At 64.8% G+C, this 25,280-nt stretch carries 21 protein-coding genes; 6 read left to right on the top strand and 15 right to left on the bottom strand.

The window, feature by feature from the left end:
- Positions 1-6: 6 nt before the first annotated feature.
- Positions 7-4,779 (bottom strand): NEL-type E3 ubiquitin ligase domain-containing protein, encoded by a 4,773-nt coding sequence (locus tag ACIP0B_RS09085; protein ID WP_400831333.1) that lies wholly within the window; start codon positions 4,777-4,779, stop codon positions 7-9.
- A 295-nt stretch (positions 4,780-5,074) separates the two neighbouring features.
- Between ACIP0B_RS09085 and ACIP0B_RS09090 the strand changes: the two genes are divergently transcribed.
- From ACIP0B_RS09090 to ACIP0B_RS09105, 4 genes are all read left to right on the top strand, one after another.
- Positions 5,075-6,847 carry an N-acetylglutaminylglutamine amidotransferase gene (locus ACIP0B_RS09090; RefSeq protein WP_400831335.1) on the top strand — a complete coding sequence of 591 codons (1,773 nt, stop codon included), beginning with the start codon at positions 5,075-5,077 and terminating at the stop codon, positions 6,845-6,847.
- A 3-nt stretch (positions 6,848-6,850) separates the two neighbouring features.
- Complete coding sequence (ngg, locus tag ACIP0B_RS09095) at positions 6,851-8,599, top strand: N-acetylglutaminylglutamine synthetase (RefSeq protein WP_400831336.1); 1,749 nt, start codon at positions 6,851-6,853, stop codon at positions 8,597-8,599.
- Positions 8,600-8,713: 114 nt separating this feature from the next.
- Positions 8,714-9,904: an osmoprotectant NAGGN system M42 family peptidase gene (locus ACIP0B_RS09100; protein ID WP_400831338.1), complete on the top strand. Its 1,191-nt coding sequence runs from the start codon at positions 8,714-8,716 to the stop codon at positions 9,902-9,904.
- Positions 9,905-10,060: 156 nt separating this feature from the next.
- The gene (locus ACIP0B_RS09105) at positions 10,061-10,288 is read left to right on the top strand and encodes a YheU family protein (RefSeq protein ID WP_085629731.1); all 228 of its coding nucleotides are present in this window, start codon (positions 10,061-10,063) and stop codon (positions 10,286-10,288) included.
- A 3-nt stretch (positions 10,289-10,291) separates the two neighbouring features.
- Here the strand turns inward: ACIP0B_RS09105 and csrA are convergent, their stop codons facing one another.
- The 3 genes from csrA to ACIP0B_RS09120 all read right to left on the bottom strand — a co-directional run bounded on the left by csrA (position 10,292) and on the right by ACIP0B_RS09120 (position 11,840).
- Complete coding sequence (gene csrA / locus ACIP0B_RS09110; protein WP_400831339.1) at positions 10,292-10,477, bottom strand: carbon storage regulator CsrA; 186 nt, start codon at positions 10,475-10,477, stop codon at positions 10,292-10,294.
- A 150-nt stretch (positions 10,478-10,627) separates the two neighbouring features.
- On the bottom strand, positions 10,628-10,960 hold the full coding sequence (locus ACIP0B_RS09115) for a YnfA family protein (protein WP_400831340.1): 333 nt from the start codon (positions 10,958-10,960) through the stop codon (positions 10,628-10,630).
- Between the two features lie 64 nt (positions 10,961-11,024).
- Positions 11,025-11,840, bottom strand: a complete 816-nt coding sequence (locus ACIP0B_RS09120) for an SDR family oxidoreductase (RefSeq protein WP_400831342.1) — start codon at positions 11,838-11,840, stop codon at positions 11,025-11,027.
- 261 nt (positions 11,841-12,101) lie between these two features.
- Between ACIP0B_RS09120 and ACIP0B_RS09125 the strand changes: the two genes are divergently transcribed.
- Positions 12,102-12,254 (top strand): DUF3309 family protein, encoded by a 153-nt coding sequence (locus tag ACIP0B_RS09125; RefSeq protein WP_003226960.1) that lies wholly within the window; start codon positions 12,102-12,104, stop codon positions 12,252-12,254.
- Positions 12,255-12,327: 73 nt separating this feature from the next.
- On the opposite strand, the gene ACIP0B_RS09130 is transcribed toward ACIP0B_RS09125, so the two are convergent.
- From ACIP0B_RS09130 to ACIP0B_RS09175, 10 genes are all read right to left on the bottom strand, one after another.
- Positions 12,328-14,427 carry an LTA synthase family protein gene (locus tag ACIP0B_RS09130; protein ID WP_400831344.1) on the bottom strand — a complete coding sequence of 700 codons (2,100 nt, stop codon included), beginning with the start codon at positions 14,425-14,427 and terminating at the stop codon, positions 12,328-12,330.
- A 315-nt stretch (positions 14,428-14,742) separates the two neighbouring features.
- Positions 14,743-15,348 carry an START domain-containing protein gene (locus ACIP0B_RS09135; protein ID WP_400831345.1) on the bottom strand — a complete coding sequence of 202 codons (606 nt, stop codon included), beginning with the start codon at positions 15,346-15,348 and terminating at the stop codon, positions 14,743-14,745.
- Between the two features lie 41 nt (positions 15,349-15,389).
- Entirely contained in the window at positions 15,390-15,644 is a 255-nt protein-coding gene (locus tag ACIP0B_RS09140; RefSeq protein WP_400831347.1) for a YkgJ family cysteine cluster protein, read from the bottom strand.
- 166 nt (positions 15,645-15,810) lie between these two features.
- Complete coding sequence (locus tag ACIP0B_RS09145; protein WP_400831389.1) at positions 15,811-16,290, bottom strand: translation initiation factor 2; 480 nt, start codon at positions 16,288-16,290, stop codon at positions 15,811-15,813.
- A 74-nt stretch (positions 16,291-16,364) separates the two neighbouring features.
- Positions 16,365-17,804 (bottom strand): PLP-dependent aminotransferase family protein, encoded by a 1,440-nt coding sequence (locus tag ACIP0B_RS09150; protein WP_400831348.1) that lies wholly within the window; start codon positions 17,802-17,804, stop codon positions 16,365-16,367.
- A gap of 202 nt (positions 17,805-18,006) precedes the next feature.
- Positions 18,007-18,819, bottom strand: coding sequence for an OmpA family protein (locus ACIP0B_RS09155; RefSeq protein ID WP_400831350.1), 813 nt, complete (start codon positions 18,817-18,819; stop codon positions 18,007-18,009).
- Complete coding sequence (locus ACIP0B_RS09160; RefSeq protein WP_400831351.1) at positions 18,816-19,172, bottom strand: DUF4398 domain-containing protein; 357 nt, start codon at positions 19,170-19,172, stop codon at positions 18,816-18,818. Before ACIP0B_RS09160 ends, ACIP0B_RS09155 begins: the two co-directional genes overlap by 4 nt.
- Before the next feature lie 9 nt (positions 19,173-19,181).
- A complete protein-coding gene (locus ACIP0B_RS09165) occupies positions 19,182-20,015 on the bottom strand; it encodes a substrate-binding periplasmic protein (protein WP_400831352.1) in 834 nt (277 codons plus the stop codon).
- Between the two features lie 80 nt (positions 20,016-20,095).
- Positions 20,096-21,025 (bottom strand): electron transfer flavoprotein subunit alpha/FixB family protein, encoded by a 930-nt coding sequence (locus tag ACIP0B_RS09170; RefSeq protein WP_400831354.1) that lies wholly within the window; start codon positions 21,023-21,025, stop codon positions 20,096-20,098.
- Entirely contained in the window at positions 21,026-21,775 is a 750-nt protein-coding gene (locus ACIP0B_RS09175) for an electron transfer flavoprotein subunit beta/FixA family protein (protein ID WP_085578087.1), read from the bottom strand.
- Between the two features lie 547 nt (positions 21,776-22,322).
- On the opposite strand from ACIP0B_RS09175, the gene ACIP0B_RS09180 reads away from it, so the two are divergent.
- Complete coding sequence (locus ACIP0B_RS09180) at positions 22,323-23,987, top strand: electron transfer flavoprotein-ubiquinone oxidoreductase (RefSeq protein ID WP_400831356.1); 1,665 nt, start codon at positions 22,323-22,325, stop codon at positions 23,985-23,987.
- Positions 23,988-24,219: 232 nt separating this feature from the next.
- Here ACIP0B_RS09180 and ACIP0B_RS09185 read toward each other — a convergent pair whose 3' ends face one another.
- Positions 24,220-25,110: an AraC family transcriptional regulator N-terminal domain-containing protein gene (locus tag ACIP0B_RS09185; protein ID WP_400831358.1), complete on the bottom strand. Its 891-nt coding sequence runs from the start codon at positions 25,108-25,110 to the stop codon at positions 24,220-24,222.
- Between the last annotated feature and the right edge of the window lie 170 nt (positions 25,111-25,280).

A 25,280-nucleotide genomic window follows, 5' to 3' on the forward strand; every position in this document is an offset into this window, starting at 1 on the left:
AGGCATTCAAAAGTCGGACAGGGCGCAGACGCCCAGTTCGATGCGCTTGATGACGTCGTCGGTCAAGCGCTTCATCAGATTCGTTTCGGCGGCTTGCCGCTCAAGCGAAATCGCATTGACCTGTTCGAGATAGTCAGCATCCGTCAGGGTGTCGGCCTTCTCGAACAGAGCTTGCAGCCTGGGCGGGTAGATCGCTTGCGCCGTGCCGAACTGACGGGGATGCTGCTGCATCATGAGATCGCACCAGAACGGCTGCTGCGCCAGAAACGCCGGAAACTCGGTCGACAGCTCGGCATTCCTGACCTTGATCAGCGCCGCCTCCAGGTCCTCCCGGGTGACGCCGCTCAAGAACTCGAAGCGCATGTGCCTGGGTTGGCCGGGCAAGTCCAGGCCCTCGGCCAGCCCCGTGCGATAGGCCAGACCGACCTCCAGCGGATCGACCCTCGGGTGGCTGGCGATGTGGGCCTGGGCGAGCTTGTCCACCCGGTCGAGGCGAAACAGCCTGCGCCCCAGCCTCAGCAGATCTGCGGCGCTCGCCTCGGCATCCGTCTGACGGTGGGTGACCTGATGCACCTCCACAGCCACTTCCAGGTGACTGAAGTTCAGCGCGGCCGAGTCCATGCAGTGGATCGGGTTGGCCGCCAGATCCAGAATCTGTTCGCAAAGCGTCGCATCGGCCTCGGCGGCCCGCAGCACACGCCAGACCCGGCGCGCCATGTCCTGGTGAGCGTATTCGGAGTCGGCGGTGCCCCCCAGTTCCGAGAGCAGGCGAAACAGACCGTCGGCCCGCGAATCTTCCTTGAAGGCCACCCAGACCCGGTTTCGTTGCTCGAACATCTGCCCGGCCTGATCCTTGAACCACAGTGCCTTGGCCTGTTGCTCGCTGAGACGGGTGATGTCGTCTTCGATGAAGCCCATCCCGACCCCGACCCGGTCCCGGTACGCCAGCAACTGGGTGCGGCTTGGATCCTGCAGCGGGTTGTGCCGCAGGTTGACCGTCTCGCTCATGCGCCTCGGCATCTGGAACAACCAGTCCGGCAGTTGCCGGATGTCGTTGTCGCGCAGGTCGACCCGGTCGAGGTTCGGCAGACGGGACAAGCCTTTGGGCAGTTCGGTCGCCCGGGTGTTTCGCAGGGACAGGAAGCGCAGATCGAACATCTTGCCCACATCCGGGGTCGCCCCCAACGCATTGCCGCTCAGGTTCAGCGAATGCAGCGAGCGCAGCCCGGACAGTTTCGCCAGCGTCTGCTCGGTCAGTTGCACGCGATTGTCCGAAAGGCTCAGGCGCGTGAGCGCAGGCATGTGCGAAATCACCTCCGGCAACCGGGTCAGCCGGTTGCCGTCCAGGTCAAGGGACTCGGCCTTCTGAAAGACCTTGAGAAAATAGACCCCGTCATCATTCAGCTGCATGTTCTTCAAGGACACTTGCCTCACATGATCGAACGAGGCATGGGCAGGCAAGTGCGGCAGTGTTCCGATGCGCATGTCGTCGAGCCTGAGGCTGCAATGCCCGTCGGCCATCCTTGTCTTGCGCCGCCAGGCCTCCACGATCAGCCGGGCCGCCTGTCGCCGGCTCTGGCGGGCCTGGCCCAGTTCTCCGCCCATGGCTTTGAGCGCCTCGTCGTCCTCGCTCCAGCGCCCGAGGCTCGCCGTCAGATCCTTCAACGTCTGCTGCAGTTGCCTGACCGCCCGGGCCCGGGTCAGGTGATCCGGGCCCAGGCCGTCGAGAAGCGCATTGGCCTGCGCATCGGAAAACAACGGATAGAGTCGCTTGACCTTGCGCCGCAGAGCATCGGCGTGTTTCGGCGAACCGACGGGACTGTCGCCCTGCACGCACGCCACGCCCTTGCGCACCGGCAGCGGCAGATCGTTGATCAGCGCCCGTTCGGCATCGAGCCGGCCGTCCAGCGCAACCTCCAGCAACCGGCCGCGCAGGCGTGCGGCATCGCCCGGCCCGGATTCGGCAAACCCTGTCGCGGAGCGCAGCGTCTGCGGCATGCCTTTCAGTACGGCGGCATACAGGCTTTCAGGCCCGGGCAGCACCCGGCCCAGGGATTGTTCCCCCTTGTGCACCGAATACCCGGCAGACGACTTGACGATCGTGCAGGTCTCGGCAGGTGCGGCACCCTGTTTGCCGATGCCCTCCAGCAACGGGCCGTGGAACGTCTGGTCGCGCAGCTCCAGCCGCCAGTCCGCCTGCCAGCCGTCCAGGCGCGGCAACAGCCGTATGCCCAGCCTGTGCGTATCGTCTTCGGCCAGCTCGGGCAGATGAAACCCCGCCAGCGCCCTGTCCATCCGCACGGCGTCGCGGATCTGGTGCATCCTTTGCGCCAGGCCCAACGGCAGCCGTCCGGTGGCGCGCAAGTGCTGGCGCTCGACGCTGGGGGCCTCATCGATGAGCTGCCGGGCACAGCGCCCGGGCGTGCCGGGAAACTGTTCGCATGCCTTGTTCACGTCGCTCGCCCCGTCTGAATCGTATTGCCGGTAAAGCCGCTCGAAGAGGGGCCTCCGCCCGGCCTTGACCTCGGCGCCCAGTCGCTTCGCCAGTTGCGCGTCCTGCCCTTCGCCGACGGCGGGAGCGCCGATCAGCGTCTGCACCTCCTCGGGGTAGAGTCCCCCGAGGATCGCCTGCAGCAATTGCCCGGCGGCCAGCTGAGTCTCGGTCACGTGGACGCAGAGGTCGGGGTCGCTCACCGCAGTCGGCGGGTACGTCACCATGACGTTCGCCTCGCCATCCAGCACTTCGATGTAGCGTCCCTGGGGCCACCCCTTGAGCAGGGGCAGCGCATGCAACTGCGCCTGCGCATGCAGCGGGTCGCCCGCAATGCCCTGCTCCATGTCGGCAATGAAACGGCGCAGCTTGCCGTCGAGCTCGAAGCGCTTGGCCATGTCCTGCAGTCGCAGCGGCAGCGGCGCACTGTCCTGCGCCAACCGATGCAGTTCATCGAGCGGAGTATCGGTCAGCTTCCGGATCATCCCCAGTTGCCTGTCATCGATGCCGGACAGGCGCGGATCCATGCGCTTGAGCACATAGGCCGGATCACGCCATTGCTCGACCTGCTCGCCGGGACACAGCCAACCCCCTTCGCCGTTGGGCAGGGGCTCGGGCGCAAAGGCCGCCTTGCGCGTCGGATGCCGGATCCGCCAGGTCTTTGAATCGGGATCGAGCGCCACGGCATAGTGCTTGTCCCCGATCCGCAGGAACGTCCGGTCACCGGCCTGATACACCCCTGAAGAACCGACCGGCGTCGGCGTCTCCGTTGCCGCCGGTTGCTCATACCCCTGCAATGACTGCATCCACAATCGAGACCTGCCCGTCCGATCGAACACCGCACCGAAACGCCCGAAGAATTCCGGATGCCGGGCAAACGACTGGCGCACCACGGTCCCCAATGATTTCGCTGCGCCTGCGGTCGCCGCCATCAGGGCAACGTTCTCCGCCACCCCGAGCATGTGCGCCAGGGCATCGTGCCGGTCGCCGCTGCCCCAGTCCTCGATGCCCTCGTAGGCCTCCGCCAGCAACTGACCGACCGCCACCCCCATCATCAGTTCCCCCACCACCGGCAAGAAAAAACCCGCCAGGCCGGCAATGGTCACGCCGGTGTCCAGATAGCCTAACCAGCGTTCGCGCGATGCCTCGGCGTCAACGTCGGCGGTGGGCACCGCAAGCACCTGGGCGTCGATCCGCAGCTTGCCGACATGGCTGTGCAGCATGAAATCGAACAACGTCCGTGCGATCGGCCGCGCCTCGACCTTTCCCAGATTCCGTGTGCGGGCAAAGGCCTTGAAGAAGTCTGCCTTGCTGTCTTCGTCCAGGTAGCGGGAAAAAGGCGCCGCGTAGCTGCGCAGGCCCAGCTTCAGCGTCAGGTACACCTTGAACGTGTTGAAGTCGGGGTATTCGAACAGCGGCCGGTAGGGTTCGCCGGGCATGTAGACCAGGCACCACTCGCCCGGATGCTCCTCGACCGGGCGTTGCGAAAACACCACCACGCCCCAGATGCAGGTGTCCCGCAGCCCGAGCCCCTGCATGCGCACGGGACGCCCTTCGTAACGCAGGGCGCCTGCGTCCGCAACACCGTCGGCGCCGACCAGCCGTTGCAGCATCTGAAATCCCGGCAGGGTGATATCCCCTTTCATCAGGGCCAGGTGCATGTCGAACGCCAGCAGCCGCTTTTTCAGCTCGACGATGTCTTGGCCCAGGGCGCCCGCCACCTCGGTCTGTCCGGCCCGCTCCTGCAGGCCGAACACCTGCGTGAAGTGATCCTGATAGCGCCGCCCCAGGTCCAGGCTGCGGCAAAGACCGGCGAAGGCCGACGGCGTCAGGCCGGCAACCCCTTTCGGCTGGTTCTTGAGCCGGACCTCACTGCCTTTGGGCAAGCCGGCGGTGCCCGCCTCCTCCTCGGTGAAGTTCTGCATGGCCGCGTCCAGCAAGGTGCGCTCGCCGCGTTCGACGCCCTTGAGCGTCAAGCAGTCGCTCTCGACCTCGAAAGCCACCGGCCAGCGCAGCTGCAAGGCGTGGGTCAGCCCGGATGCGCAAAAGGCCTTCAGCGGCTGCAGGCGGCTCAGTCCGGTTTCCGCCTTCACCTGGCTGACCCGAAGTTCACGGGCTGCCTGCACCAGTGCCGTGATCCTTTGGGCGGTGGCCTTGAGCAGCCACGAAGGGATGCGTTCCTGCAGCACCTCGGCGGTGTCCAGGTCACCGGTGGCGTCCAGCAGAATGGCGAGCACCTGTTCGTTCGTCAGCGTGGCAGGGGTCAGTGGGGTGTCCGGGCTTTGCATCGGCAATCGTCCTTAATTGCGGGGTCAGACCGTCACCTTATCGGCCCTGAGGGGGTGATTGATAACGCGAAATCCTGTGCGGTTGCCGTACCGGATCAGCAGGAATTCCCATGTTTCCCATTACCCGCTAACGCACGAAACGCTCGCGGATCTGCTATGGGCCGCCGCTCGCCCGGGACGTTTTATAACCGATCGTTCTAAAACTACCGCTTCCTGCGCGGGTCAGTTTTTCAGTACCGGCCATTCGGGCACGGTGCGGCTTGACCTCCCCAACGGAAAAACCGGTAAGGAACCTATGTGCGGATTAGCTGGCGAGTTACGTTTTGACCATCACCCTGCAGACCTTGCAGCCATCGAACGAATCACCCATCACCTGGCCCCCCGCGGCCCCGACGCCTGGGGCTTCCATGCCCAGGGACCGATCGCCCTGGGCCACCGTCGCCTGAAAGTCATGGACCTGTCGGAAGGCTCGGCGCAGCCGATGACCGACAACCCGCTGGGCCTGTCCCTGGCCTTCAACGGCGCGGTCTACAACTTCCCGGAACTGCGCGCCGAACTCGAAGGCCTCGGCTATGCCTTCCATTCCGGCGGCGACACCGAAGTGCTGCTCAAGGGTTATCACGCCTGGGGGGAAGCGCTGCTGCCCAGGCTCAACGGCATGTTTGCCCTGGCCATCTGGGAGCGCGATGCGCAGCGGCTGTTCGTCGCCCGCGACAGGCTCGGCGTGAAACCCCTTTACCTGTCGCGCACCGGCGAACGCCTGCGCTTTGCCTCAAGCCTGCCGGCGCTGCTCAAGGGCGGCGACATCAGCCCGGTCCTCGACCCGGTCGCCCTCAACCATTACCTGAATTTCCACGCCGTCGTCCCGGCGCCGCGCACCTTGCTGGCCGGCGTCGAAAAGCTGCCGCCCGCCACCTGGATGCGCATCGGCGCGGACGGGCTCACCGAACGCAAAACCTGGTGGACGCTGCCCTACGGCCCACGCGAAGACGAGAAAGGCCTGACGCTCGAGGACTGGCGCGACCGCGTGCTGGACAGCACCCGGAAGGCGGTCGCCATCCGGCAGCGCGCGGCGGTGGATGTGGGCGTGCTGCTGTCCGGCGGCGTCGATTCGAGCCTGCTGGTCGGGCTGTTGCGTGAAGCCGGTGCGGACAACCTGTCGACCTTCTCCATCGGCTTTCAGGATGCCGGCGGCGAGCGCGGCGACGAGTTCCGGTACTCGGACCTGATCGCCAGGCATTACGGCACCCGCCACCATCAGTTGCGCATCGACGAAAAGGAAATCATCGAACAGTTGCCCGCCGCGTTCCGCGCCATGAGCGAGCCGATGGTCAGCCACGACTGCATCGCCTTCTACCTGCTGTCCCGCGAAGTGGCCAAGCACTGCAAAGTGGTGCAGAGCGGCCAGGGCGCCGACGAGCTGTTCGCCGGCTATCACTGGTATCCGCAGGTGGACGGCGCCGCCGATCCGTATGCGGCCTATCGCCAGGCGTTCTTCGACTGCAGCCACGAGGACTACAAGGCCACCGTGCAACCGAAATGGCTGACGGCCAATGACGCGGCGGGCGATTTCGTGAAGGAACACTTCGCGCAGCCCGGCGCCGACGATCCGGTGGACAAGGCCCTGCGCCTGGACAGCACGGTGATGCTGGTGGACGACCCGGTCAAGCGGGTCGACAACATGACCATGGCCTGGGGCCTGGAGGCGCGGACGCCGTTCCTGGACTATCGCCTGGTCGAGCTGTCGGCGCGGATTCCCGCACGCTTCAAGTTGCCCGACGGCGGCAAGCAGGTGCTCAAGGAAGCGGCGAGGCAGGTCATTCCCGCGCAGGTGATCGACCGCAAGAAGGGCTATTTCCCGGTGCCCGGCCTCAAGCATCTGCAGGGTGACACGCTGGACTGGGTACGCGATCTGCTGCTCGACCCGAGCCAGAACCGCGGCCTGTTCGAGCCGGCGGCGCTCGACCGCCTGCTGACCGATCCCCAACGTCACCTGACGCCTCTGCGCGGCTCCCGGCTGTGGCAACTGGCAGCCCTGAACCTGTGGCTCAGCGAACAAGGAATCTGACCGATGAAACCCCATGCCACAGCCTTCGGCCAGCGCCTGCTGCGCGGTCAGGCCCCCTCCTACGAACGTTTGCAGGCGCGCCTGGCCGAAGACGGCAGCCAACCGGCCAGCGTCCCGATCGCCGTGCATTGCGGCTGGGGCCGCCTGCTGATCGGCCATACCTTTGCCGATCCTGCGAGCCTCGCCGGGGAACTGCTCAAGGAGCGGCCGGGCGAACGCGACATCGCGCTGTACGTCGCCGCACCGCAGCAGGTGCTCGGGCTCGAACCCGCACAGCTGTTTCTCGACCCCTCCGACACCCTGCGCCTGTGGTTCAGCGACTACCGCCCGGCGACCCGGATCTTCCGCGGCTTCCGCATCCGCCGCGCCCAGGGCGATGCGGACTGGCAGGCCATCAACCAGCTGTATCAGGCCCGCGGCATGCTGCCGGTCGATCCCGCCCGGCTCACCCCGCATCACCGGGGCGGGCCGGTGTACTGGCTGGCCGAAGACGAAGACAGCGGCGCGGTGATCGGCAGCGTGATGGGGCTCAATCACCGCAAGGCGTACCGCGACCCGGAGAACGGCAGCAGCCTGTGGTGCCTGGCGGTCGATCCGCAGTGCCCGCGCCCCGGGGTCGGCGAAGTGCTGGTGCGTCACCTGATCGAACACTTCATGAGCCGGGGCCTGAGCCATCTCGACCTGTCGGTGCTGCACGATAACCGGCAGGCGAAGAACCTCTACGCCAAACTGGGTTTGCGCAACCTGCCGACGTTCGCCATCAAACGCAAGAACGGCATCAACCAGTCGCTGTTCCTGGGTCCGGGACCGGTGGCGCCGTTCAATCCCTACGCGCGGATCATCGTCGACGAGGCGCATCGGCGCGGCATCGATGTGCAGGTGGACGATGCCGAAGCCGGCCTGTTCACCCTCAGCCACGGCGGGCGCCGGGTGCGTTGCCGCGAATCCCTGAGCGACCTGACCAGCGCCGTCAGCATGACCCTGTGCCAGGACAAGAGCCTGACCCACAAGGCGCTCAAGGCCGCCGGGCTGAACCTGCCGGCGCAGCGGTTGGCGGGCAACGCGGACGACAACCTGGCGTTTCTCGACGAGCACCTGCGGGTAGTGGTCAAGCCCCTGGACGGCGAACAGGGCCAGGGCGTGGCGGTGGACCTGCAGGGCATCGAGGACGTGCAGCGGGCCGTCGAAGCGGCAAAGGCATTCGACAGCCGGGTGTTGCTGGAGAGTTTCCACGAAGGGCTCGACCTGCGGATCCTGGTCATCGGCTTTGAGGTCGTGGCGGCGGCGATCCGCCGTCCGGCGCAGGTGATCGGCGACGGCCGCCATACGGTCGGCGCACTGATCGAGGCCCAGAGCCGGCGCCGGCAGGCGGCCACCGGCGGGGAAAGCAAGATCCCGCTGGACGACGAGACCCGGCGCACCCTGCGCATGGCCGGCTACGACTGCGAAAGCGTCTTGCCGGCGGGCGAGACGCTGTCCGTCCGGCGCACGGCGAACCTGCACACCGGCGGCACCCTGGAAGACGTCACGGCCATCCTGCATCCGACGCTGGCCGATGCGGCCGTGCGCGCGGCGCGGGCGCTGGACATTCCGGTGGTGGGCCTCGACCTGATGGTGACCGCCGCCGACCGGCCGGAACATGTGTTCATCGAAGCCAACGAACGGGCCGGCCTGGCCAACCACGAACCGCAGCCGACGGCGGAACGGTTTGTGGATCTGCTGTTTCCGCACAGCCGAGCCGCTGCCTTCTGACTGTGCGCCGGCCGAACCGACGCCTTCGCGGGCAAACCCGTTCCCGCAGGGACATGCGGCTGCCCGCAAAGGCGCTGTCACAGCCAGCGCATGCCACCCCCATCAGGAGATTCCATGGCCAATCAACTTCCCGAACCGGACCTGAACTACCTGCAGAAAGTCCTGCTGGAAATGCTCGCGATTCCCAGCCCCACCGGGTTCACCGACACCATCGTGCGCTATGTCGCCGAACGCCTGGAGGAACTCGGCATCCCTTTCGAGATGACCCGCCGCGGCACGATCCGCGCCACGCTCAAGGGCAAGAAGAACAGCCCCGACCGGGCGGTGTCGGCGCACCTGGACACCATCGGCGCCGCCGTGCGTGCGATCAAGGACAACGGCCGCTTGACGCTCGCCCCGGTCGGCTGTTGGTCGAGCCGCTTCGCCGAAGGCAGCCGCGTCAGCCTGTTCACCGACAATGGCGTGATCCGCGGCAGCGTCCTGCCGCTGATGGCTTCCGGGCATGCGTTCAACACGGCGGTGGATGAGCTGCCGATCAGCTGGGATCACGTCGAGCTGCGCCTGGACGCCTACTGCGCCACGCGGGCCGACTGCGACTCGCTGGGCATCGGCATCGGCGACGTGGTGGCGTTCGACCCGCTGCCGGAGTTCACCGAAAGCGGCCACATCAGCGCCCGCCACCTCGACGACAAGGCCGGTGTGGCCGCCCTGCTGGCGGCGCTCAAGGCCATCGTCGACAGCGGCCGGGAACCGCTGATCGACTGCCACCCGCTGTTCACCATCACCGAGGAGACCGGCAGCGGCGCGGCGGCTGCCCTGCCCTGGGACGTCAGCGAATTCGTCGGCATCGACATCGCGCCGGTCGCGCCCGGCCAGCACTCCAGCGAACACGCGGTCAGCGTCGCGATGCAGGACTCCGGCGGGCCGTACGACTATCACCTGTCACGGCACCTGCTGCGCCTGGCCGGCGAACACGATTTGCCGGTGCGCCGCGACCTGTTCCGCTATTACTTCAGCGACGCCCATTCGGCGGTGACCGCCGGCCACGACATCCGCACCGCCCTGCTCGCGTTCGGCTGCGACGCGACCCACGGCTATGAACGCACCCACCTCGACAGCCTGGCGGCGCTCAGCCGTCTGCTGGGGGCGTACATGCTCAGTGCGCCGGTGTTCGCCAGCGATGCGCAACCGGCCGATGCGTCCCTGGAGCGCTTCAGCCATCAGATCGAACATGACACCCAGATGGAAAGCGACACGCGGGTGCCGTCGGTGGACAGCCTCGTGGGACAGAGGTCCGACCGTTAGGTCGGCGGTGCCTTGGCCGGCGCCATCGCCGGCAGGCCGGCTCCCACAGGGATCGGGCTTGCCGGCGAAGGGGCGAACAGGCCACCGGCTCCTCCCGCGCTGGCCGCCGACCGCCAATCGCCGTAGCATCACGGCATTGACCGAACCGAGGCGCCCATGCTGATTCCCCACGACATGCTTGAAGTCGACACCCTCACCCGTCTGATCGAGGACTTCGTCACCCGCGACGGCACCGACAACGGCGACGACACCCCGCTGGAGACCCGCGTGCTGCGGGTCCGCCAGGCCCTGAGCAAAGGCCAGGCGCTGATCGTGTTCGACCCGGAAAGCGAGCAGTGCCAACTGATGCTCAAGCACGACGTGCCCAAGCACCTGTTCGACTGACCTTCAGCGCCCCTTGCCGCCCGCCTGCTTGCGCTGGATGCGTTCGTAGACCTCGGCGCGGTGCACTTCGACCTGCTGCGGCGCCTCGACGCCGAAGCGGACGCTGGAGCCGTTGACCGACAGCACGCGCAGGGAAATGTTGTGGCCGATGGAAATCTGTTCGCCGACGACACGGCTGAGTACAAGCATGGGATAGATCCTTCAAGGTGAGCGAGCCTTGAAGATGCGCGGCTTACCGGTGCTTCACAATGCGCGCCGGACAAATCAGTCATGCCCTACACGTCACCGGCGCGGCGCCCTTCGGACGTTTCCCGCAAACCGGTGAAAACCTACACCGTTTCAGGCAGCGGAAAACCGCGGACCGAACAGGATCACGCTGGCGCCGATCACGCACAGCGCGACCCCGATCCAGTCCGAGCCCAGGGGTCGGATGCGCTCGACCACCGCCAGCCAGCCGATCGAAGCGATGATGTAAATGCCGCCGTAAGCGGCGTAGGCACGCCCGGCGTAGGCCGCCTCGATGCGCGTGAGCAGCAGCGCGAACAGGGTCAGGCTCAGCAGCGCGGGAATCACCCAAAGCGCGCTTTTGCCCTGGCGCAGCCACATCCAGAAGGCGAAGCAGCCGGCGATTTCGAACAGCGCGGCAAGAAAGAACCACAGGTAATTGAGCATGCAAGACGTCTCGTCAGGGTGACTGTTGCGGCCACCCTAACGATGAGGCACTGCGGGAGCAAGTTCAGCCGTTGCTCTGCCGGGCCTTGGCGCGCATTTTGTCGGCCATGGCGGTCATTTCGTCGTACAACAGTTGCGGATTCTTCTGCTTGAGCGCCCAGGCCATGCGCCCTTGTTCGTGGGGCAGGATCATGAACTCGCCGGCGGCGACCCGGTTGAAGATGTAGTCGGCGATGTCGGCGGCGGTGATCGGCGAGCTTTCCAGCAATTTGCCGACCTGGGCCTTCATGGCCGGCGTCGGGCCTCGGAACGAGTCCAGCAGGTTGGTCTGGAAGAACGACGGGCACACCACATGGACACTGACTTCCTGCTGCGCCAGTTCGACCAGCAGGCTTTCCGACAGCGCCACCACACCGGCCTTGGCCACGTTGTAGTTGCTCATGGCCGGCCCCTGCATCAGCGCCGCCATGGAGGCGATGTTGATGATCTTGCCCTTGCTCTGCTCCAGCAGCGGCAGGAACGCCTTGCAGCCCTTGACCACGCCCATGAGGTTGATCGCGATCTGCCAGTCCCAGTCTTCCAGCGACAGTTCGCTGAAGAAGCCGCCCGAGGCCACGCCCGCATTGTTGACGATGATGTCGATGCCCCCGAACTTCACTTCGCAGGCCTGGGCGAACGCCGTGAGCTGGCTGTAGTCGCGCACGTCGCAGCGCTGGACGAAGCCGTCGCCGCCGGCCTCGCGCACGAGTTTGAGGGTTTCCTGCAGGCCCGGCTCGCTGACGTCCGACAAGGCCAGCCGCCAGCCCTCGCGCGCCCAGCGCAACGCGATTTCGCGACCCAGGCCGGAGCCTGCACCAGTGATCATCATGCGATTTTGCATAGAGACAGCCTTGTTGTTCTTTGGAAGATGCGCGGAGTGTAGCGAAGGATCCGCAGCCGCCCACGCTCCATCAGATTGCTGAATGGCGGGGGCAAACCGTCGCGTCGGGCGTGAGCGCAGGGCGTTGCGGGCACCGCCAAAAAACATTGAATTTTCTGTCGGGCGCGCCAGTCGGAACTTGTAAGACGCCTGGATCCGGATCGTTTCCAGCCGGCCTTGGACTGCAAGACTTTCCGAAACCTTCTCGACAAGGAAACAGACATGGGCACAATCCTCATCATTATCCTGATCCTGTTGCTGATCGGTGGTCTGCCGGTCTTTCCGCACTCCAGAAGCTGGGGCTACGGCCCTTCCGGCATCATCGGCGTGGTGCTGGTCGTGCTGTTGGTGCTGTTGCTGCTCGGCCGGATATAGCGTTTTTCGCAGGCAAAAAAAGAGGCCCTTCAAGGGCCTCTTTTCATGGAGCGGAACCTGGCTTGCCTGACGGTCAGTCCGGCTTGCCGTTGACCACACCGGCGGTGTTGTCGATCAGGCTCTTGGTGGCCGTCTGCAGGAACGCTTCGAGCTTGTGCTTGAGCTCGGCGGTGCGCGGCGCATCGGGAATGACCTCGGCGTGAGGATTGGCGCCCAGCTCGTAGGCGTAGATCTTCGGCGCCATGTCCTTGTCCTTCGGCAGCACCAGGATCTGGTCGGCGGTCACGATGGCGGTGGTCTGCTCACTGCCCGACGGCTTGATCACACCGAAGCCGGTGTCGCCCTGCGGCAGGTTGAGCAGGTCGCGGCCCCAGCACTGGTGACGCACTTCGCCGCCCAGGCGGCCCATGATGGTCGGCACGATGTCGATCTGGGTGCCCACGGTGTGGTCACGCTGGCCGAACTTCTCCTGGATGCCCGGCGCGATCATCAGCATCGGCACGTTGAAGCGGCCCAGGTCCATCTCGGTGATCTGGCGTTCGTTGCCGAAGCCGTGGTCGCCGACGATGACGAACAGGGTCTCCTTGAAGTACGGCTCCTTGCGGGCCTTCTCGAAGAACTGGCCCAGCGCCCAGTCCGCGTAACGCATGGCGGTCAGGTGCTCGTTCAGGGTGCCGCGGTCGGTCACGCGCTCCACCGGCAACGGCGTCGGCAGCGCATACGGGGTGTGGTTGGACAGGGTCTGCAGCAAGGCATAGAACGGTTTCTTGTCCTTGCCGTCGCGGGCCTTCAGCTCTTCCAGGCCACGGTCGAACATGTCCTGGTCGGACACGCCCCACGTCGGGTCGGAGAACACCGGATTCACGAAATCGTTGCGGCCGACGAAGTTGGTCATGCCCTGGTTGCTGAAGAAGCCCGACTGGTTGTCCCAGGCGAAGTCGCCGTTGTAGACGTAGACATCGTCGAAGTCGCGGGCGCTGAGCAGCTGCGGCAGGCCGGACAGCTTGTGGCTGCCTTCCGGCGTCTGCATCAGGTATTCGAAGCCCGGCAGGTTCGGGAAGCACGCCATGGTGGCGAACATGCCCTGGTGGGTGTGGGTGCCGTTGGAGAAGAACCGGTCGAACAGCAGGCCTTCCTTCGACAGCTTGTCCAGGTACGGCGTGATGTTGCCCGGGCCGCCCAGCGCGCCCACCGAATGGCCGGCCATGCTTTCCATCAGGATCACGACGACGTTCTTGATCGGCAGGGTCTTGTCGGCCGGCGGGGTGTAGTCGCGACGCACGGCGGCGATGTCGGCATCGACCAGCTTGTCGTCCGGCATCAGCAGCATCTCGCGCACGACCTTCTGCGCCTCAGGCTGCGGCAGCGTGGCCTTCCAGATGTTGTTGCGGTCTTCGCCCATCCGGTCCTTGGCCGCCGCGATCAGCGACAGCGTGCCGTTGAGGCCCAACTGGTTGGCGAAGTTCGATTCGGTGGTGTACACGTCGCCCCAACGCAGCGGCGGGCCCTGGCGCAGGGTGCCGCGGGCGGCCACCACGCAGATCACCAGGCAGACCACGAACACCGCAAGACGCGCATACCACGGCGCCACCTGACGGGTGCCGACGTTGCCGCCGCTGAACGGGCCGCGCGGGCGGGTGGCGCGGTCGGCGCCCTTGAACGCCAGCGTCAGGATCACGGTGCCCACAGCCCAGGCCAGCAGATAGCGCACCACCGGGAAACCGTACCAGAGCATGCTCATGACGGTTTTCGGGTCTTCCTTCACGTACTGGAACACCAGCCCGTTGAGGCGCTGGTGGAACTCGCGGTAGAAGTCCATCTCCATCAGGCCGAGGAACAGCGCGATGCTCGACACCACGGTCAGCCACAGGCGGAAGAAGCCGCGCGCGGCCATCGCCCGGACGCTGAACAGCGCCAGCAGCAGCGGAATGCAGAGGTAGACCACCAGGCGCAGGTCGAAACGCAAGCCGTTGGCGAAGGCTTCGAGGAAGGTGGAAGCCGGGGTGTCGAGGATCATCTCGCGGTTGTAGACCAGCAGCGCGAGGCGCAGCACGGACAACATCACCATCATGACCAGCGCGCACAGCAGCGTGTAGGCCAGATGCGATTTGACGGTCGGTTGCAGCAGGCGACTGGAAGATCGCTGCCGGTTCAGGGCGTCCGGGTTTGCCATGTCGTTTTAGGACCCATTGGAAGTTGAAATTGCAAGAAACAGCTGCGCCCTGCCCTCTGTTGGCCATTCCCAGGCCCCGGGGCTTGCGCGGTGCGCAAATGTTGCACGATCGACGGCGGCATTGCCATTGATTACTGCCCTGGCGCCGGACACTTTCATCCGGGCCCGGCAGGGGTGCAAAGATGCGGGCGAATTGTCTGGAAGCGTTTGTGAAAATTTCGTTCAACGCATATCCGGAAACACAAAAAAAATACAAAACTGCCACAAAACAAAACGCCCCGAGGGGTCAGGGCGTTTCGTCGACTCAGGCGGCGCTTACTTCTCGGCGCGCGCCTTGAGGGCCTTGAGCGTGTTGAACGGCGCATCCACCACGAACTTGTTGGCGACCATCGCCGGCACGCTGCCGCCCGGCTCGGTGTGCACCTGGTAGGTCACTTCGACCTGGTCGCCCTTGGGCACGAACTTCCAGAAGCCCTTGACCTGGGCGACCCGCACATAGCCTTTCTCTTCCGGAACGTACTTCGGCACGCCTTCCAGGTTGCGGGTCAGGCTGCCGTCGGCGCCTTCGACGGTGGTGATGTGCAGCACCGAATCACGCGGAGTGACCGGCCACGGCGTGTTGAAGCGGGTGTAGGTCCAGCTCTGGTCGCCTTCGTGCTTGAGCAGTTTCTGGGACTCGCACTCGTGAATCCAGGCGCAGGCGCCGGAAACGTCTTCCTGCAGCGCGCGCAGCTTGGCGACGGTGGTCTTCATCAGCGTCACGCCCTGATAGGACTTGTAGTCCGAGCCCGGCACTTCGCTCAGGGACACCTTGATCCCGTCCTCGTTCTTGGCGACCTTCCAGTCTTCCGCCTGGGCGGCCGAAGTGGCCAGCACGGCGGTCAGACCGCACAACACAGCGATACGGTGCAGCGAACCCATAGTCTTGTTCCTTATTGTTGAAGTTCCGTTCGTTTGACACATCACGCCGCCGTCATCTGCTCCCACCAGCCGATCAGCCTGATCGCCTCTTCGCGGCTGTCGCCGCAGACTTCAGGGTCGGCCTTGAAACCCGAACAGACCGCCGGGCGTTCCGGCCGGCCGAAAATGCTGCACAGGTTTTCGGCCGAGAGCTGCACGCAACGTTCGCCGGCGGGCTTGCCCTGGGGCATGCCGGGAATCGGCGAACTGATGGATGGGGCGATGCAGCAGGCGCCACAACCTTCACGGCAGTTCATGGCAACGGATTCCTCGCGACGGGCAATGCATGAAAAGGACGGGGAACAGAGTAACGGCTAAAACGCCTGTTTTAAATTCCCTGAAACGGAGTTTTTGCAGGTAAACGGAAATGACCGGTCAGTCTCCGACAAAACGTCTGGCCGGCGGGTCACCGATGGGCGGGTTTCACTGCTTGAATTCGAAGTCCAGCGCGGCCCCTTCGACTTCACGCCGCTCCTCGTTGCGCAGCTGCAACTGCATTTCGTTGCTGAGCAAACGGCCGTTGAGCTGGAAGCCGCTGTTCTTTTCGCCAAACATCTGCGGCAAGACCGCCTCATGCTTGGGCAGCGGCACGGCGCCGGCCGGCTTCAGTTGCTGAACCATGTCCTTGGGCAGGCTCAGGTCGAGCCGGGCGGGCGGCAACGGTGTCTTGACCACTTCGCTGGCCGCTTTCGACTTGGAGGCGATCGGTGCGCGTTTCTTGACCGGCGCAGCCTTCTTCTGCGGCGCCTTCTTCGCCGGAGCCGCCTTCGCCGCGGCGGCCGGCTTTTTCGTGGCGGCGGCCGCGGGTGCCTTTTCCTGGACGGAAGCCGCCAGGACACCTGGCCCATGTCCGATCACAAACAGGCAGAGCAAAACCCGGACGACAGGAAAAATCGCTTTCATGAATTCAACGGAGGCAACGGCAGAGGGCCATATGCTCGCCTGTCGGACGCCTCGTGACAAGCTCCGCCATCGACTCAGAAGCCGCCGGCGGTCTCCTGGCAGAGCTGGGTCGCCAGCAGGCCGAGGGTCATCAGCGTCCGCTCCGCCTCGCGGTTCCAGGAAATTCCGCAGTTGAGCCGGATGCAGTGGTTGAACTGCTCGGTGTTGCTGAAGATCAGGCCCGGCGCGATGCTGATGCCCTGCTGCAGGGCCCGCACGTGCAATTCCTGGGTGTTGACCCGCCCCGGCAGGCTCACCCAGAGAATGAAGCCGCCGGTGGGCCGGGTCATCTGGGTGCCCTCAGGGAAATACTGCTGGACCGCCAGTTGGAAGGCGCTGAGGTTTTTCCGGTATTCCTGGCGGATGTACCGCAAATGCCGGTCATAGCCGCCATTCTCCAGGTACGCCGCAATCGCCATTTGCGTGACGCTGCACGCCGAATGGGTGCTGAACGTCTGCAGACGCTGGATCTCCTGCTGGTATTTCCCGGCGATCATCCAGCCGATGCGCACGCCCGGCGACAGCGTCTTGGAGAAGCTCGAACAGTAGATCACCCGGTCGAGCCGGTCGTAGGCCTTGAGCGCCTTGGTGCGGCCCTGCTCGAACATCAGCTCGCCGTAGATGTCGTCCTCGACGATCTGGATGTCGAAGTCCGAGGCCAGGCGCAGCAACTGCTTCTGCCGCTCTTCGGGCATGGTGCCGCCCAGCGGGTTGCTCAGGCGCGTGGTCAGCACCAGGGCCTTGATCGACCATTGGTTGGCCGCCAGCTGCAGGGCCTCCAGGCTCATGCCGGTGGCCGGGTCGCTGGGGATCTCGATGACCTTCAGGCCCAACAGGTCGGCCAGCTGCAACAGGCCGTAGTAGGTCGGGGACTCGGCGGCGATCAGGTCGCCGGGCTGGGTCAGCACCCGCAGGGACATCTGCAGGGCATCGACGCAGCCGTGGGTGATCACCACTTCGAACGGGTCGACCACCACGCCCGCATCGCGCATGCGGATCGCCACTTGCCGGCGCAGCGGTTCGAAGCCCGGGCTGAACATATAGCTGAACGCCCGCGGGCTGTGGAACCGCGTGACCTTGGCCAACTGCTGGTGCAGCGCCCGGACCGGCAGGTAATCGACGCTGGGCACCGCGGCGCCCAGCGGGAACACGCCTTCGCGGCGGGATTCGACCAACACTTGCTGAATGATGCTGCTGCGGGTGACCAGGCCAGGCCGCTCGACCCGTGCGATGTCCGGCGTCGGCGCCGTCAGGGCGGGTGTCTGGTGCACGTAGTAGCCGGACTGCGGCCGCGCCCGGATCAGCCCCTGGTCCTCAAGGTTGGCGTAAGCCTGCAGCACCGTGGCATGGCTGACGTTGAGCTGCGAACTCATCTTGCGCACCGACGGCACGCGTTCCCCCGGCTGATAGACGCCGCGACGGATGTCTTCAGCCAGTTGTTGAGCAATACGCTGGTAGAGCAAGAGGTTGGTCATGACGCAGCACTCGATTTCACGGGGCGTTTTATTCTTGTTCGAAACAATACCGGAACAGTTTAGAAGTGTACTGGGACAGTTGCCACATTACTCGACCGTACAGTGCAGTGTCAGCCGTGACCCTGAAAATATGCGCGCTATTCGACAGACGTAAAAAAGCCCGGCGCTGCCTGACAGCCCGGGCTTTCCAGTGACGCCAGCCTCAGCGGGCGGCGCCGAGCTGGCCTTTTTCGTCGGAGAACACGATTTCCACCCGACGGTTCTGCGCACGCCCGCGCTCGGAAGCGTTGGCGTCCACCGGATATTCGTCACCGTAGCCTTCGACCTGAATGCGCTTGTCGTCGATGCCCAGATCCATCAGCACATCGGCCACCGACTGGGCGCGGTCGCGGGACAGCTTGAGGTTTTCCTGCTTGCCGCCGGTGCTGTCGGTGTAGCCCTCGATGCGCACCACCCGCTTCGGATTGAGCTGCAGGAACTGCACAAGCTTGAGCACCACGCGGTTCGCCGAGTTGTTGAGCTCCGCTTCGCCGGTGTCGAACAGCACATCGCCCAGGGTCATCACCAGGCCGCGGTCGGTCTGGGTGGTGGCCAGGGCAACGATCTGCTCTTCCAGCCATTTGCCTTGCTGCTGCACGCTCGACAGCTTGGACTCGCGCAGGGCCAGTTGCAGGCGCTGGCGTTCAAGCTCCAGTTTCGCGGCGCGCTCTTCGTTGAGCACCTGATTGGTGTGCTCGCGGGCGATCGCGCTGTAGCGCTGGCTGAGGTAGGCGTAATGCTGCACGTCGCCGCCGCTGCCCCAGTACGTAGAAAGACGGTCGGCGCGGGCCAGGGATTCGCCGGCGCGGATCACGTCCTTCGGCGCGATGCGCAGCACGTTGGAGTCTTCCTTGACCTTCTGGAAATCGGCACCCGCCTGTTGCAGCGCCGATTCGCTCTGCTGGCCGGCACAGCCGTAGAGACCGACGCAGCCGGCCACGACCAGGCCGCCGAGGAGTCTGGACGTAAGGCTCATTGGGCATCCCCCAGTTGCTTGCGCAGGCGGGCGATGCGGGTGTTGAGCGCACTCACCTGCTCTTCGCTCTTGTGGGTCAGCACCTTGGCCTCCGCCAGACGCGCATCCAGCTCGGCCTGCTCGGCCCGCATCCGCGCGTTCTTGTAGGACTCGCCGGCCATGCTGCCCTTGGCGCGGCTGTACTTGTCTTCGGCCAGTTTCATTTCCGGCACATCGTCGGCGGTGGCGCCCACGGCCTTGGCCTGCTCCAGGGCTTGCCCGGTCAGGCGCATCTGTTCATTGGGGGCAGGATCATTGGCGCAGCCGGCCAACGCCAGAACGGCCACCGCTGCGAAAAGAAGTCGATTGCTCACTAAGAATCCCTACTGTTTTGGGGCACTGACAGGTTGCTGCGGCTGTTGCTGCTGCGCCTTCCAGCGCTCGATGTTGCGCTGCAGCGCGGCTTCCGTCAGTCCGGACGCGGGCAATTCTGTCATCTTTTTGGCCAACTGTCCGCGCAACCACGGATCGTTGCAGGCCGAGTTGTGCGATACCGCCAGGTACAGGCCCGGACGGTCGACCGGTTGCCCGAAGGCCAGCAGGTCGTCGGCCATCCCCAGTGCCTGCGCGGCCGCCATGCCCGAGTAGCGGCCGGCGAGTACATATTCCACCTCGCCCAGCAGCAGTTTCTGCAGGGCCTGGGTGAGGTTTGCCGTGCGGGTGAGGGTCAATTGCTGCTCGGCGAAGGCGCTGAATGCCTGGGTCAACCGAGACTTTTCCGACAGAGCGCCAGAATGTCCATGAAGATCCCGCGCTTCGCCGTAGGTCAGCGTCGACCCCTTCTTCGTCCACACCAGATAGTCGTTCTCCAGCAACGGCGGGTGGATGTAGTCGAGGTTCTCCAGCTCGTTGAAGGTCAGCGGCGCGTCGGCCAGCATGTCCATGCGTCCGCTGCGCACCTCGTCCAGCGCCTGGGAACGCTTGCCGGCGTACAGCAGCTCGACCTTGATCCCCAGATCCTTCGCCACCTGCTGCAACAGGTCAGCGCTGGCGCCGATCAGCCGTTGGGGGTTCTGCGGATCCTGCCACAGGTACGGCGGCGCATCCGGACTGCCGGTGACCACCAGACGCTCGCACTTGCCCGCCGCCATCGACAGCCCCGGCAAAGTGGCCAGACCCAGCAGCAATGAAAAACCCAACCGGCGACGCAGATTCATGGCGAAACGCTCCCGCTCAAATCCGGAACAAAAAAAAGCCCGACCAACAGGCCGGGCTCTTTATAAGTGAAGCCGCCGGATTAGACCAGCTTCTCCAGCTCAGGCACCGCTTCGAACAGATCCGCCACCAGGCCGTAATCGGCCACCTGGAAGATCGGCGCTTCTTCGTCCTTGTTGATCGCGACGATCACCTTGGAGTCCTTCATGCCGGCCAGGTGCTGGATCGCGCCGGAGATGCCGACGGCGATGTACAGCTGCGGAGCGACGATCTTGCCGGTCTGGCCGACCTGCATGTCGTTCGGCACGAAACCTGCGTCGACCGCTGCGCGGGACGCGCCGACGGCAGCGCCCAGCTTGTCGGCCAGGGCGTACAGGTGCTTGAAGTTGTCGCCGTTCTGCATGCCGCGGCCGCCGGAAACGACGATCTTGGCAGCGGTCAGTTCCGGACGGTCGGACTTGGCCAGTTCTTCGCTGACGAAGCTGGACGTGCCGGCGTTGTGGGCAGCGGCAACCGCTTCGACGGCGGCCGAACCGCCCTCGGCGGCAACCGGGTCGAAACCGGTGGCGCGCACGGTGATCACCTTGATCGCGGCGGTCGACTGCACGGTCGCGATGGCGTTGCCGGCGTAGATCGGACGCTTGAAGGTGTCGGCGCTTTCAACCGAGATGATCTCGGAGATCTGGTCGACGTCCAGCTGGGCGGCGACGCGCGGCAGGATGTTCTTGCCGTTGGAGGTGGCGGCGGCCAGGATGTGGCTGTAGCCCTTGCCCAGTTCGGCCACCAGCGGCGCGACGTTTTCCGGCAGCTGGTTGGCGTAGGCGGCGTTGTCGGCGTTCAGGACCTTGCTCACGCCTGCGATCTTCGCGGCGGCTTCGGCCACGGCGCCGGCGCCCTGGCCTGCGACCAGCACGTGGATGTCGCCGCCGATCTTGGCAGCGGCAGCAACGGTGTTCAGCGTGGCCGGGGCCAGCACTTTGTTGTCGTGTTCAGCAATAACCAAGATAGTCATTTAGATTACCTTCGCTTCGTTTTTCAGTTTCTCGACCAGTTCAGCCACCGACTTGACCTTGATGCCCGCGCTGCGCGCAGCCGGGGCTTCGACCTTCAGGGTCTTGTTGGTGGAGGCGGTGGAAACGCCCAAGGCGTCCGGAGTCAGGGTCTCCAGAGGCTTCTTCTTGGCTTTCATGATGTTCGGCAGGGACGCGTAGCGCGGCTCGTTCAAACGCAGGTCGGTGGTGACGATGGCCGGCAGCTTCAGGGAAACGGTCTGCGCGCCGCCGTCGATTTCGCGGGTCACGGCAACGCTGTCGCCGGAGACTTCGACTTTCGAGGCGAAGGTGCCCTGACCGTAGCCGCTCAGCGCGGCGAGCATCTGGCCGGTCTGGTTGTTGTCGCTGTCGATGGCCTGTTTGCCCAGGATCACCAGCTGAGGCTGTTCCTTGTCGACCACAGCCTTGAGCAGCTTGGCCACGGCCAGGGAGGTCAGGTCTTCAGCGGATTCGACGAGGATGGCGCGGTCGGCACCCAGGGCCAGTGCGGTACGCAGTTGCTCCTGAGCGGTGGACGGGCCGATGGAGACGACGACGATCTCGCTCGCGACGCCCTTCTCTTTCAGGCGCACGGCTTCTTCCACTGCGATTTCGCAGAACGGGTTCATCGACATCTTGACGTTGGCGAGGTCTACGCCGGAATTGTCCGCCTTCACGCGAACCTTGACGTTGTAATCCACAACGCGTTTGACAGCTACAAGAACCTTCATGGATTCCTCGTTACTCTCCGGTGAAAAGAAAGTCGCCTAGGCGAACCTGGCGGTTGTTGCTCATCGGGCACAAGGGCACCTCTAAAAACGCCGGCTCGAGCACGGAGAGTCTCTCATGGGACGAATGACCGTTCGTCAGGAGCGACCGACAGGTCATTCATCTTTCCGGTGTGTAAACTGCGCGCCAGCCCTGCGCTGCGCATCACCGCCGTACCGCCTACGCCCTGTCTTTAGAGGTGCTCTTGAAACCACCATTCAGCCTACGGCGAGCGCAAAACCGCCCGTATCTTGACCGGAACGCCTATTCCGGTCAATACGGCAAAATGGTCGTCCATAAGCCGCGCTTCTTTGATTTCTCTGGCCTGCGGCCGATTCAAACAAACGTTTGTATTGGACGCTAGGAGTGGTGTAGATATAATGCGCCCCCTAGAGAGACAGGTGGCTTATCCATTATTTCCTTTGACGTTAACGTAAAGGCAATAACGAATGCGACATCAAACCTCCAAATTAGAAAAAAAACTGTTGAGCCTTGAGTAGGAGATAGCCTGTGGAACGCGAATACATGGAATTCGACGTGGTCATCGTCGGTGCCGGCCCCGCTGGCCTTTCCGCCGCCTGCCGCCTGAAGCAGAAGGCCGCCGAAGCCGGTAAGGAAATCAGCGTCTGCGTGGTCGAAAAAGGCTCCGAAGTCGGCGCGCACATCCTGTCCGGCGCGGTATTCGAACCACGGGCCCTGAACGAGCTGTTCCCCGACTGGAAAGCGCTCGGCGCTCCGCTGAACACCCCCGTCACCCGCGACGACATCTTCGTGCTGAAAAACGCCGAAAGCGCGCAGAAGATCCCGGACTTCTTTGTGCCCAAGACCATGCACAACGAAGGCAACTACATTATCTCCCTCGGCAACCTGTGCCGCTGGCTGGCCCAGCAGGCCGAGAACCTGGGCGTGGAGATCTACCCGGGCTTCGCCGCCCAGGAAGCGCTGTTCGACGAGAACGGCGTGGTGCGCGGGATCATCACCGGTGACCTGGGCGTCGACCGCGAAGGCCATCCGAAGGACGGCCTGTACACCCCCGGCATGGAACTGCGCGGCAAGTACACCTTGTTCGCCGAAGGCTGCCGCGGCCACATCGGCAAGCAACTGATCAAGCGCTTCAACCTCGACAGCGACGCCGACGCCCAGCACTACGGCATCGGCCTGAAGGAAATCTGGGAAATCGACCCGGCCAAGCACCAGCCGGGCCTGGTGGTGCACACCGCCGGTTGGCCGATGGACATCATGGGCACCGAGAACACCGGCGGCTCGTTCCTCTATCACCTGGAGAACAACCAGGTGGTGGTCGGCCTGATCGTCGATCTGTCCTACAGCAACACCTACCTGTCGCCGTTCGACGAGTTCCAGCGCCTCAAGCACCACCCGGTGCTCAAGCAATACCTGGAAGGCGGCAAGCGCATCAGCTACGGCGCCCGCGCCATCTGCAAGGGCGGCCTGAACTCGCTGCCGAAGATGGTCTTCAAGGGCGGCGCGCTGATCGGCTGCGACCTGGGCACCCTGAACTTCGCCAAGATCAAGGGCAGCCACACCGCGATGAAGTCCGGCATGCTCGCGGCCGAGTCCGTGGCCGATGCGCTGTTCGCCGACAAGGACGGCACCGAAGAGCTGACCGCCTACGTCGACGCCTTCAAGAACAGCTGGCTGCACGAAGAGCTGTTCGCCAGCCGCAACTTCGGCCCGGCGATCCACAAGTTCGGCGCCATCGTCGGCGGCGGCTTCAACTGGCTCGACCAGAACATCTTCGGCGGCAAGCTGCCGTTCACCCTGCACGACACCAAGCCGGACTACGCCTGCCTCAAGCCGGCGGCCGAGTGCAAGAAGATCGACTACCCGAAACCCGACGGCAAGATCAGCTTCGACAAGCTCAGCTCGGTGTTCATCTCCGGCACCAACCATGAGGAAGAGCAGCCGTGCCACCTGCGGCTGACCGACCCGAGCATCCCGCTGACCAAGAACCTGCCGATCTACGACGAACCGGCCCAGCGCTACTGCCCGGCCGGCGTGTATGAAGTGATCACCAAGGAAGACGGCGAGAAGCGCTTCCAGATCAACGCCCAGAACTGCGTGCACTGCAAGACCTGCGACATCAAGGATCCTGCGCAGAACATCACTTGGGTGGCGCCGGAAGGCGCCGGCGGCCCGACTTACCCGAACATGTAAGCCGCACCGCAGAACAACGAGGCTCCCGAATGGGGGCCTTTTTGTTGCCCGGCATTTACAGGGCAGCGGGAGAACGGTGGTGCCTTCATCGCCAGCAGGCTGGCTCCCACAGTGGGCCGGGGTGTCCGCCGAATCTGCGGTGACCACAAACCTGTGGGAGCGGGCTTGCCCGCGAAAGCGCCCGCACCTGCAACATCAATGCAAGCTGCCCCACACGCAGGGCAGGAACGGTTCAGGCCGCGCGCTCCTCGCCCGGGCTGCGTTCGAAGTAGCGCTTGTACTCGCGGCTGAACTGCGACGTGCTCTGGTAACCCACCCGGTGCGCCGCCTGCGCCACGCCCAGCCCTTCGGCGATCAGCAGCGTCTGGGCCTTGAGCAGGCGCAGGCGCTTGAGGTACTGCACTGGCGACAGCAAGGTGCTGCGCTTGAAGTGCTCGTGGAAGGTCGACACGCTCATGTTCGCGCAACCGGCCAGGGTCTCGACGTTCAGCGGTTCGGTGTAGTGGGTGTGCAGGTGGCTGATCGACGCGGCGATTCGGGCAAACTGCCCCTGCTGCTCCACCAGCGCCCGCAGCACATCGGCCTGGGGCCCGCGCAGCGCGGTGAAGAGCAATTCGCGGATGCGCGCCGGCCCGAGTATCCGGCACGCCAGCGGATCGTGCAGACAGCCGAGCAAGCGTTCGACGCAGCCGCGCATGTCGTCGTCGAGCACCACCGAGGTCATCGACTCCGGCGTCTGCGCCGCAATGTGCCGCCCCGGCGCCAGCCCCATGGCCAGCACCAGCTCGCCGAGCAGCACCCGGTCGATCGACACCGACACGCCCAGCAGGGGCGCGTCCGGCTCGGCATAGGTCTCGCACTCGAACGGCACCGGCAACGCCTGGATCAGGTAGTGCCCGGCGCCGTACTCCATCGTGCGCGGGCCCAGGTACGCCAGTTTGCTGCCCTGGGCGATGATCATCAGGCTCGGCTCATAGATGTGCGGGCCCCGGGCGACATCGCAGCTGGCGCGCAGCACCTGCACGCCCGGCAACCCGGTCGGGCTGAAACCGTCGCGCCGGGCCAGCGGTTCGATCAGCGAAACCAGCGTGGCATTGGCATCGAGATGGCGGGTCAACTGCATGGAAAGCTCTTCACGGAAAAGTGACGGAAAAAGGCACGAAACCATCATCGCAGATCCTTTGGCCAACGCGGCGCGCCAACCCCGCATGCCGGAGGAATAGGCATGACACCCGGAGGAATCGTCATGGCCGGACACCCGGCCTGCGCCCAGAATGCGCCGCCTCACTTGTC

Origin of the sequence: Pseudomonas sp. NPDC089534, from assembly GCF_044749305.1 — a bacterium.
Taxonomy (GTDB): domain Bacteria; phylum Pseudomonadota; class Gammaproteobacteria; order Pseudomonadales; family Pseudomonadaceae; genus Aquipseudomonas; species Aquipseudomonas ekonensis.

What these genes read in the sequence shown, in the direction of transcription:
- ACIP0B_RS09185 (WP_400831358.1), bottom strand. Translation starts at nt 25,110, where the DNA reads ATGCAGTTGACCCGCCATCTCGATGCCAATGCCACGCTGGTTTCGCTG.
- ACIP0B_RS09145 (WP_400831389.1), bottom strand. Translation starts at nt 16,290, where the DNA reads ATGAAAGCGATTTTTCCTGTCGTCCGGGTTTTGCTCTGCCTGTTTGTG.
- ACIP0B_RS09120 (WP_400831342.1), bottom strand. Translation starts at nt 11,840, where the DNA reads ATGCAAAATCGCATGATGATCACTGGTGCAGGCTCCGGCCTGGGTCGC.
- ACIP0B_RS09125 (WP_003226960.1), top strand. Translation starts at nt 12,102, where the DNA reads ATGGGCACAATCCTCATCATTATCCTGATCCTGTTGCTGATCGGTGGT.
- csrA (WP_400831339.1), bottom strand. Translation starts at nt 10,477, where the DNA reads ATGCTTGTACTCAGCCGTGTCGTCGGCGAACAGATTTCCATCGGCCAC.
- ACIP0B_RS09085 (WP_400831333.1), bottom strand. Translation starts at nt 4,779, where the DNA reads ATGCAAAGCCCGGACACCCCACTGACCCCTGCCACGCTGACGAACGAA.
- ACIP0B_RS09165 (WP_400831352.1), bottom strand. Translation starts at nt 20,015, where the DNA reads ATGAATCTGCGTCGCCGGTTGGGTTTTTCATTGCTGCTGGGTCTGGCC.
- ACIP0B_RS09135 (WP_400831345.1), bottom strand. Translation starts at nt 15,348, where the DNA reads ATGGGTTCGCTGCACCGTATCGCTGTGTTGTGCGGTCTGACCGCCGTG.
- ACIP0B_RS09090 (WP_400831335.1), top strand. Translation starts at nt 5,075, where the DNA reads ATGTGCGGATTAGCTGGCGAGTTACGTTTTGACCATCACCCTGCAGAC.
- ACIP0B_RS09150 (WP_400831348.1), bottom strand. Translation starts at nt 17,804, where the DNA reads ATGACCAACCTCTTGCTCTACCAGCGTATTGCTCAACAACTGGCTGAA.
- ACIP0B_RS09105 (WP_085629731.1), top strand. Translation starts at nt 10,061, where the DNA reads ATGCTGATTCCCCACGACATGCTTGAAGTCGACACCCTCACCCGTCTG.
- ngg (WP_400831336.1), top strand. Translation starts at nt 6,851, where the DNA reads ATGAAACCCCATGCCACAGCCTTCGGCCAGCGCCTGCTGCGCGGTCAG.
- ACIP0B_RS09175 (WP_085578087.1), bottom strand. Translation starts at nt 21,775, where the DNA reads ATGAAGGTTCTTGTAGCTGTCAAACGCGTTGTGGATTACAACGTCAAG.
- ACIP0B_RS09100 (WP_400831338.1), top strand. Translation starts at nt 8,714, where the DNA reads ATGGCCAATCAACTTCCCGAACCGGACCTGAACTACCTGCAGAAAGTC.
- ACIP0B_RS09115 (WP_400831340.1), bottom strand. Translation starts at nt 10,960, where the DNA reads ATGCTCAATTACCTGTGGTTCTTTCTTGCCGCGCTGTTCGAAATCGCC.
- ACIP0B_RS09140 (WP_400831347.1), bottom strand. Translation starts at nt 15,644, where the DNA reads ATGAACTGCCGTGAAGGTTGTGGCGCCTGCTGCATCGCCCCATCCATC.
- ACIP0B_RS09130 (WP_400831344.1), bottom strand. Translation starts at nt 14,427, where the DNA reads ATGGCAAACCCGGACGCCCTGAACCGGCAGCGATCTTCCAGTCGCCTG.
- ACIP0B_RS09155 (WP_400831350.1), bottom strand. Translation starts at nt 18,819, where the DNA reads ATGAGCCTTACGTCCAGACTCCTCGGCGGCCTGGTCGTGGCCGGCTGC.
- ACIP0B_RS09170 (WP_400831354.1), bottom strand. Translation starts at nt 21,025, where the DNA reads ATGACTATCTTGGTTATTGCTGAACACGACAACAAAGTGCTGGCCCCG.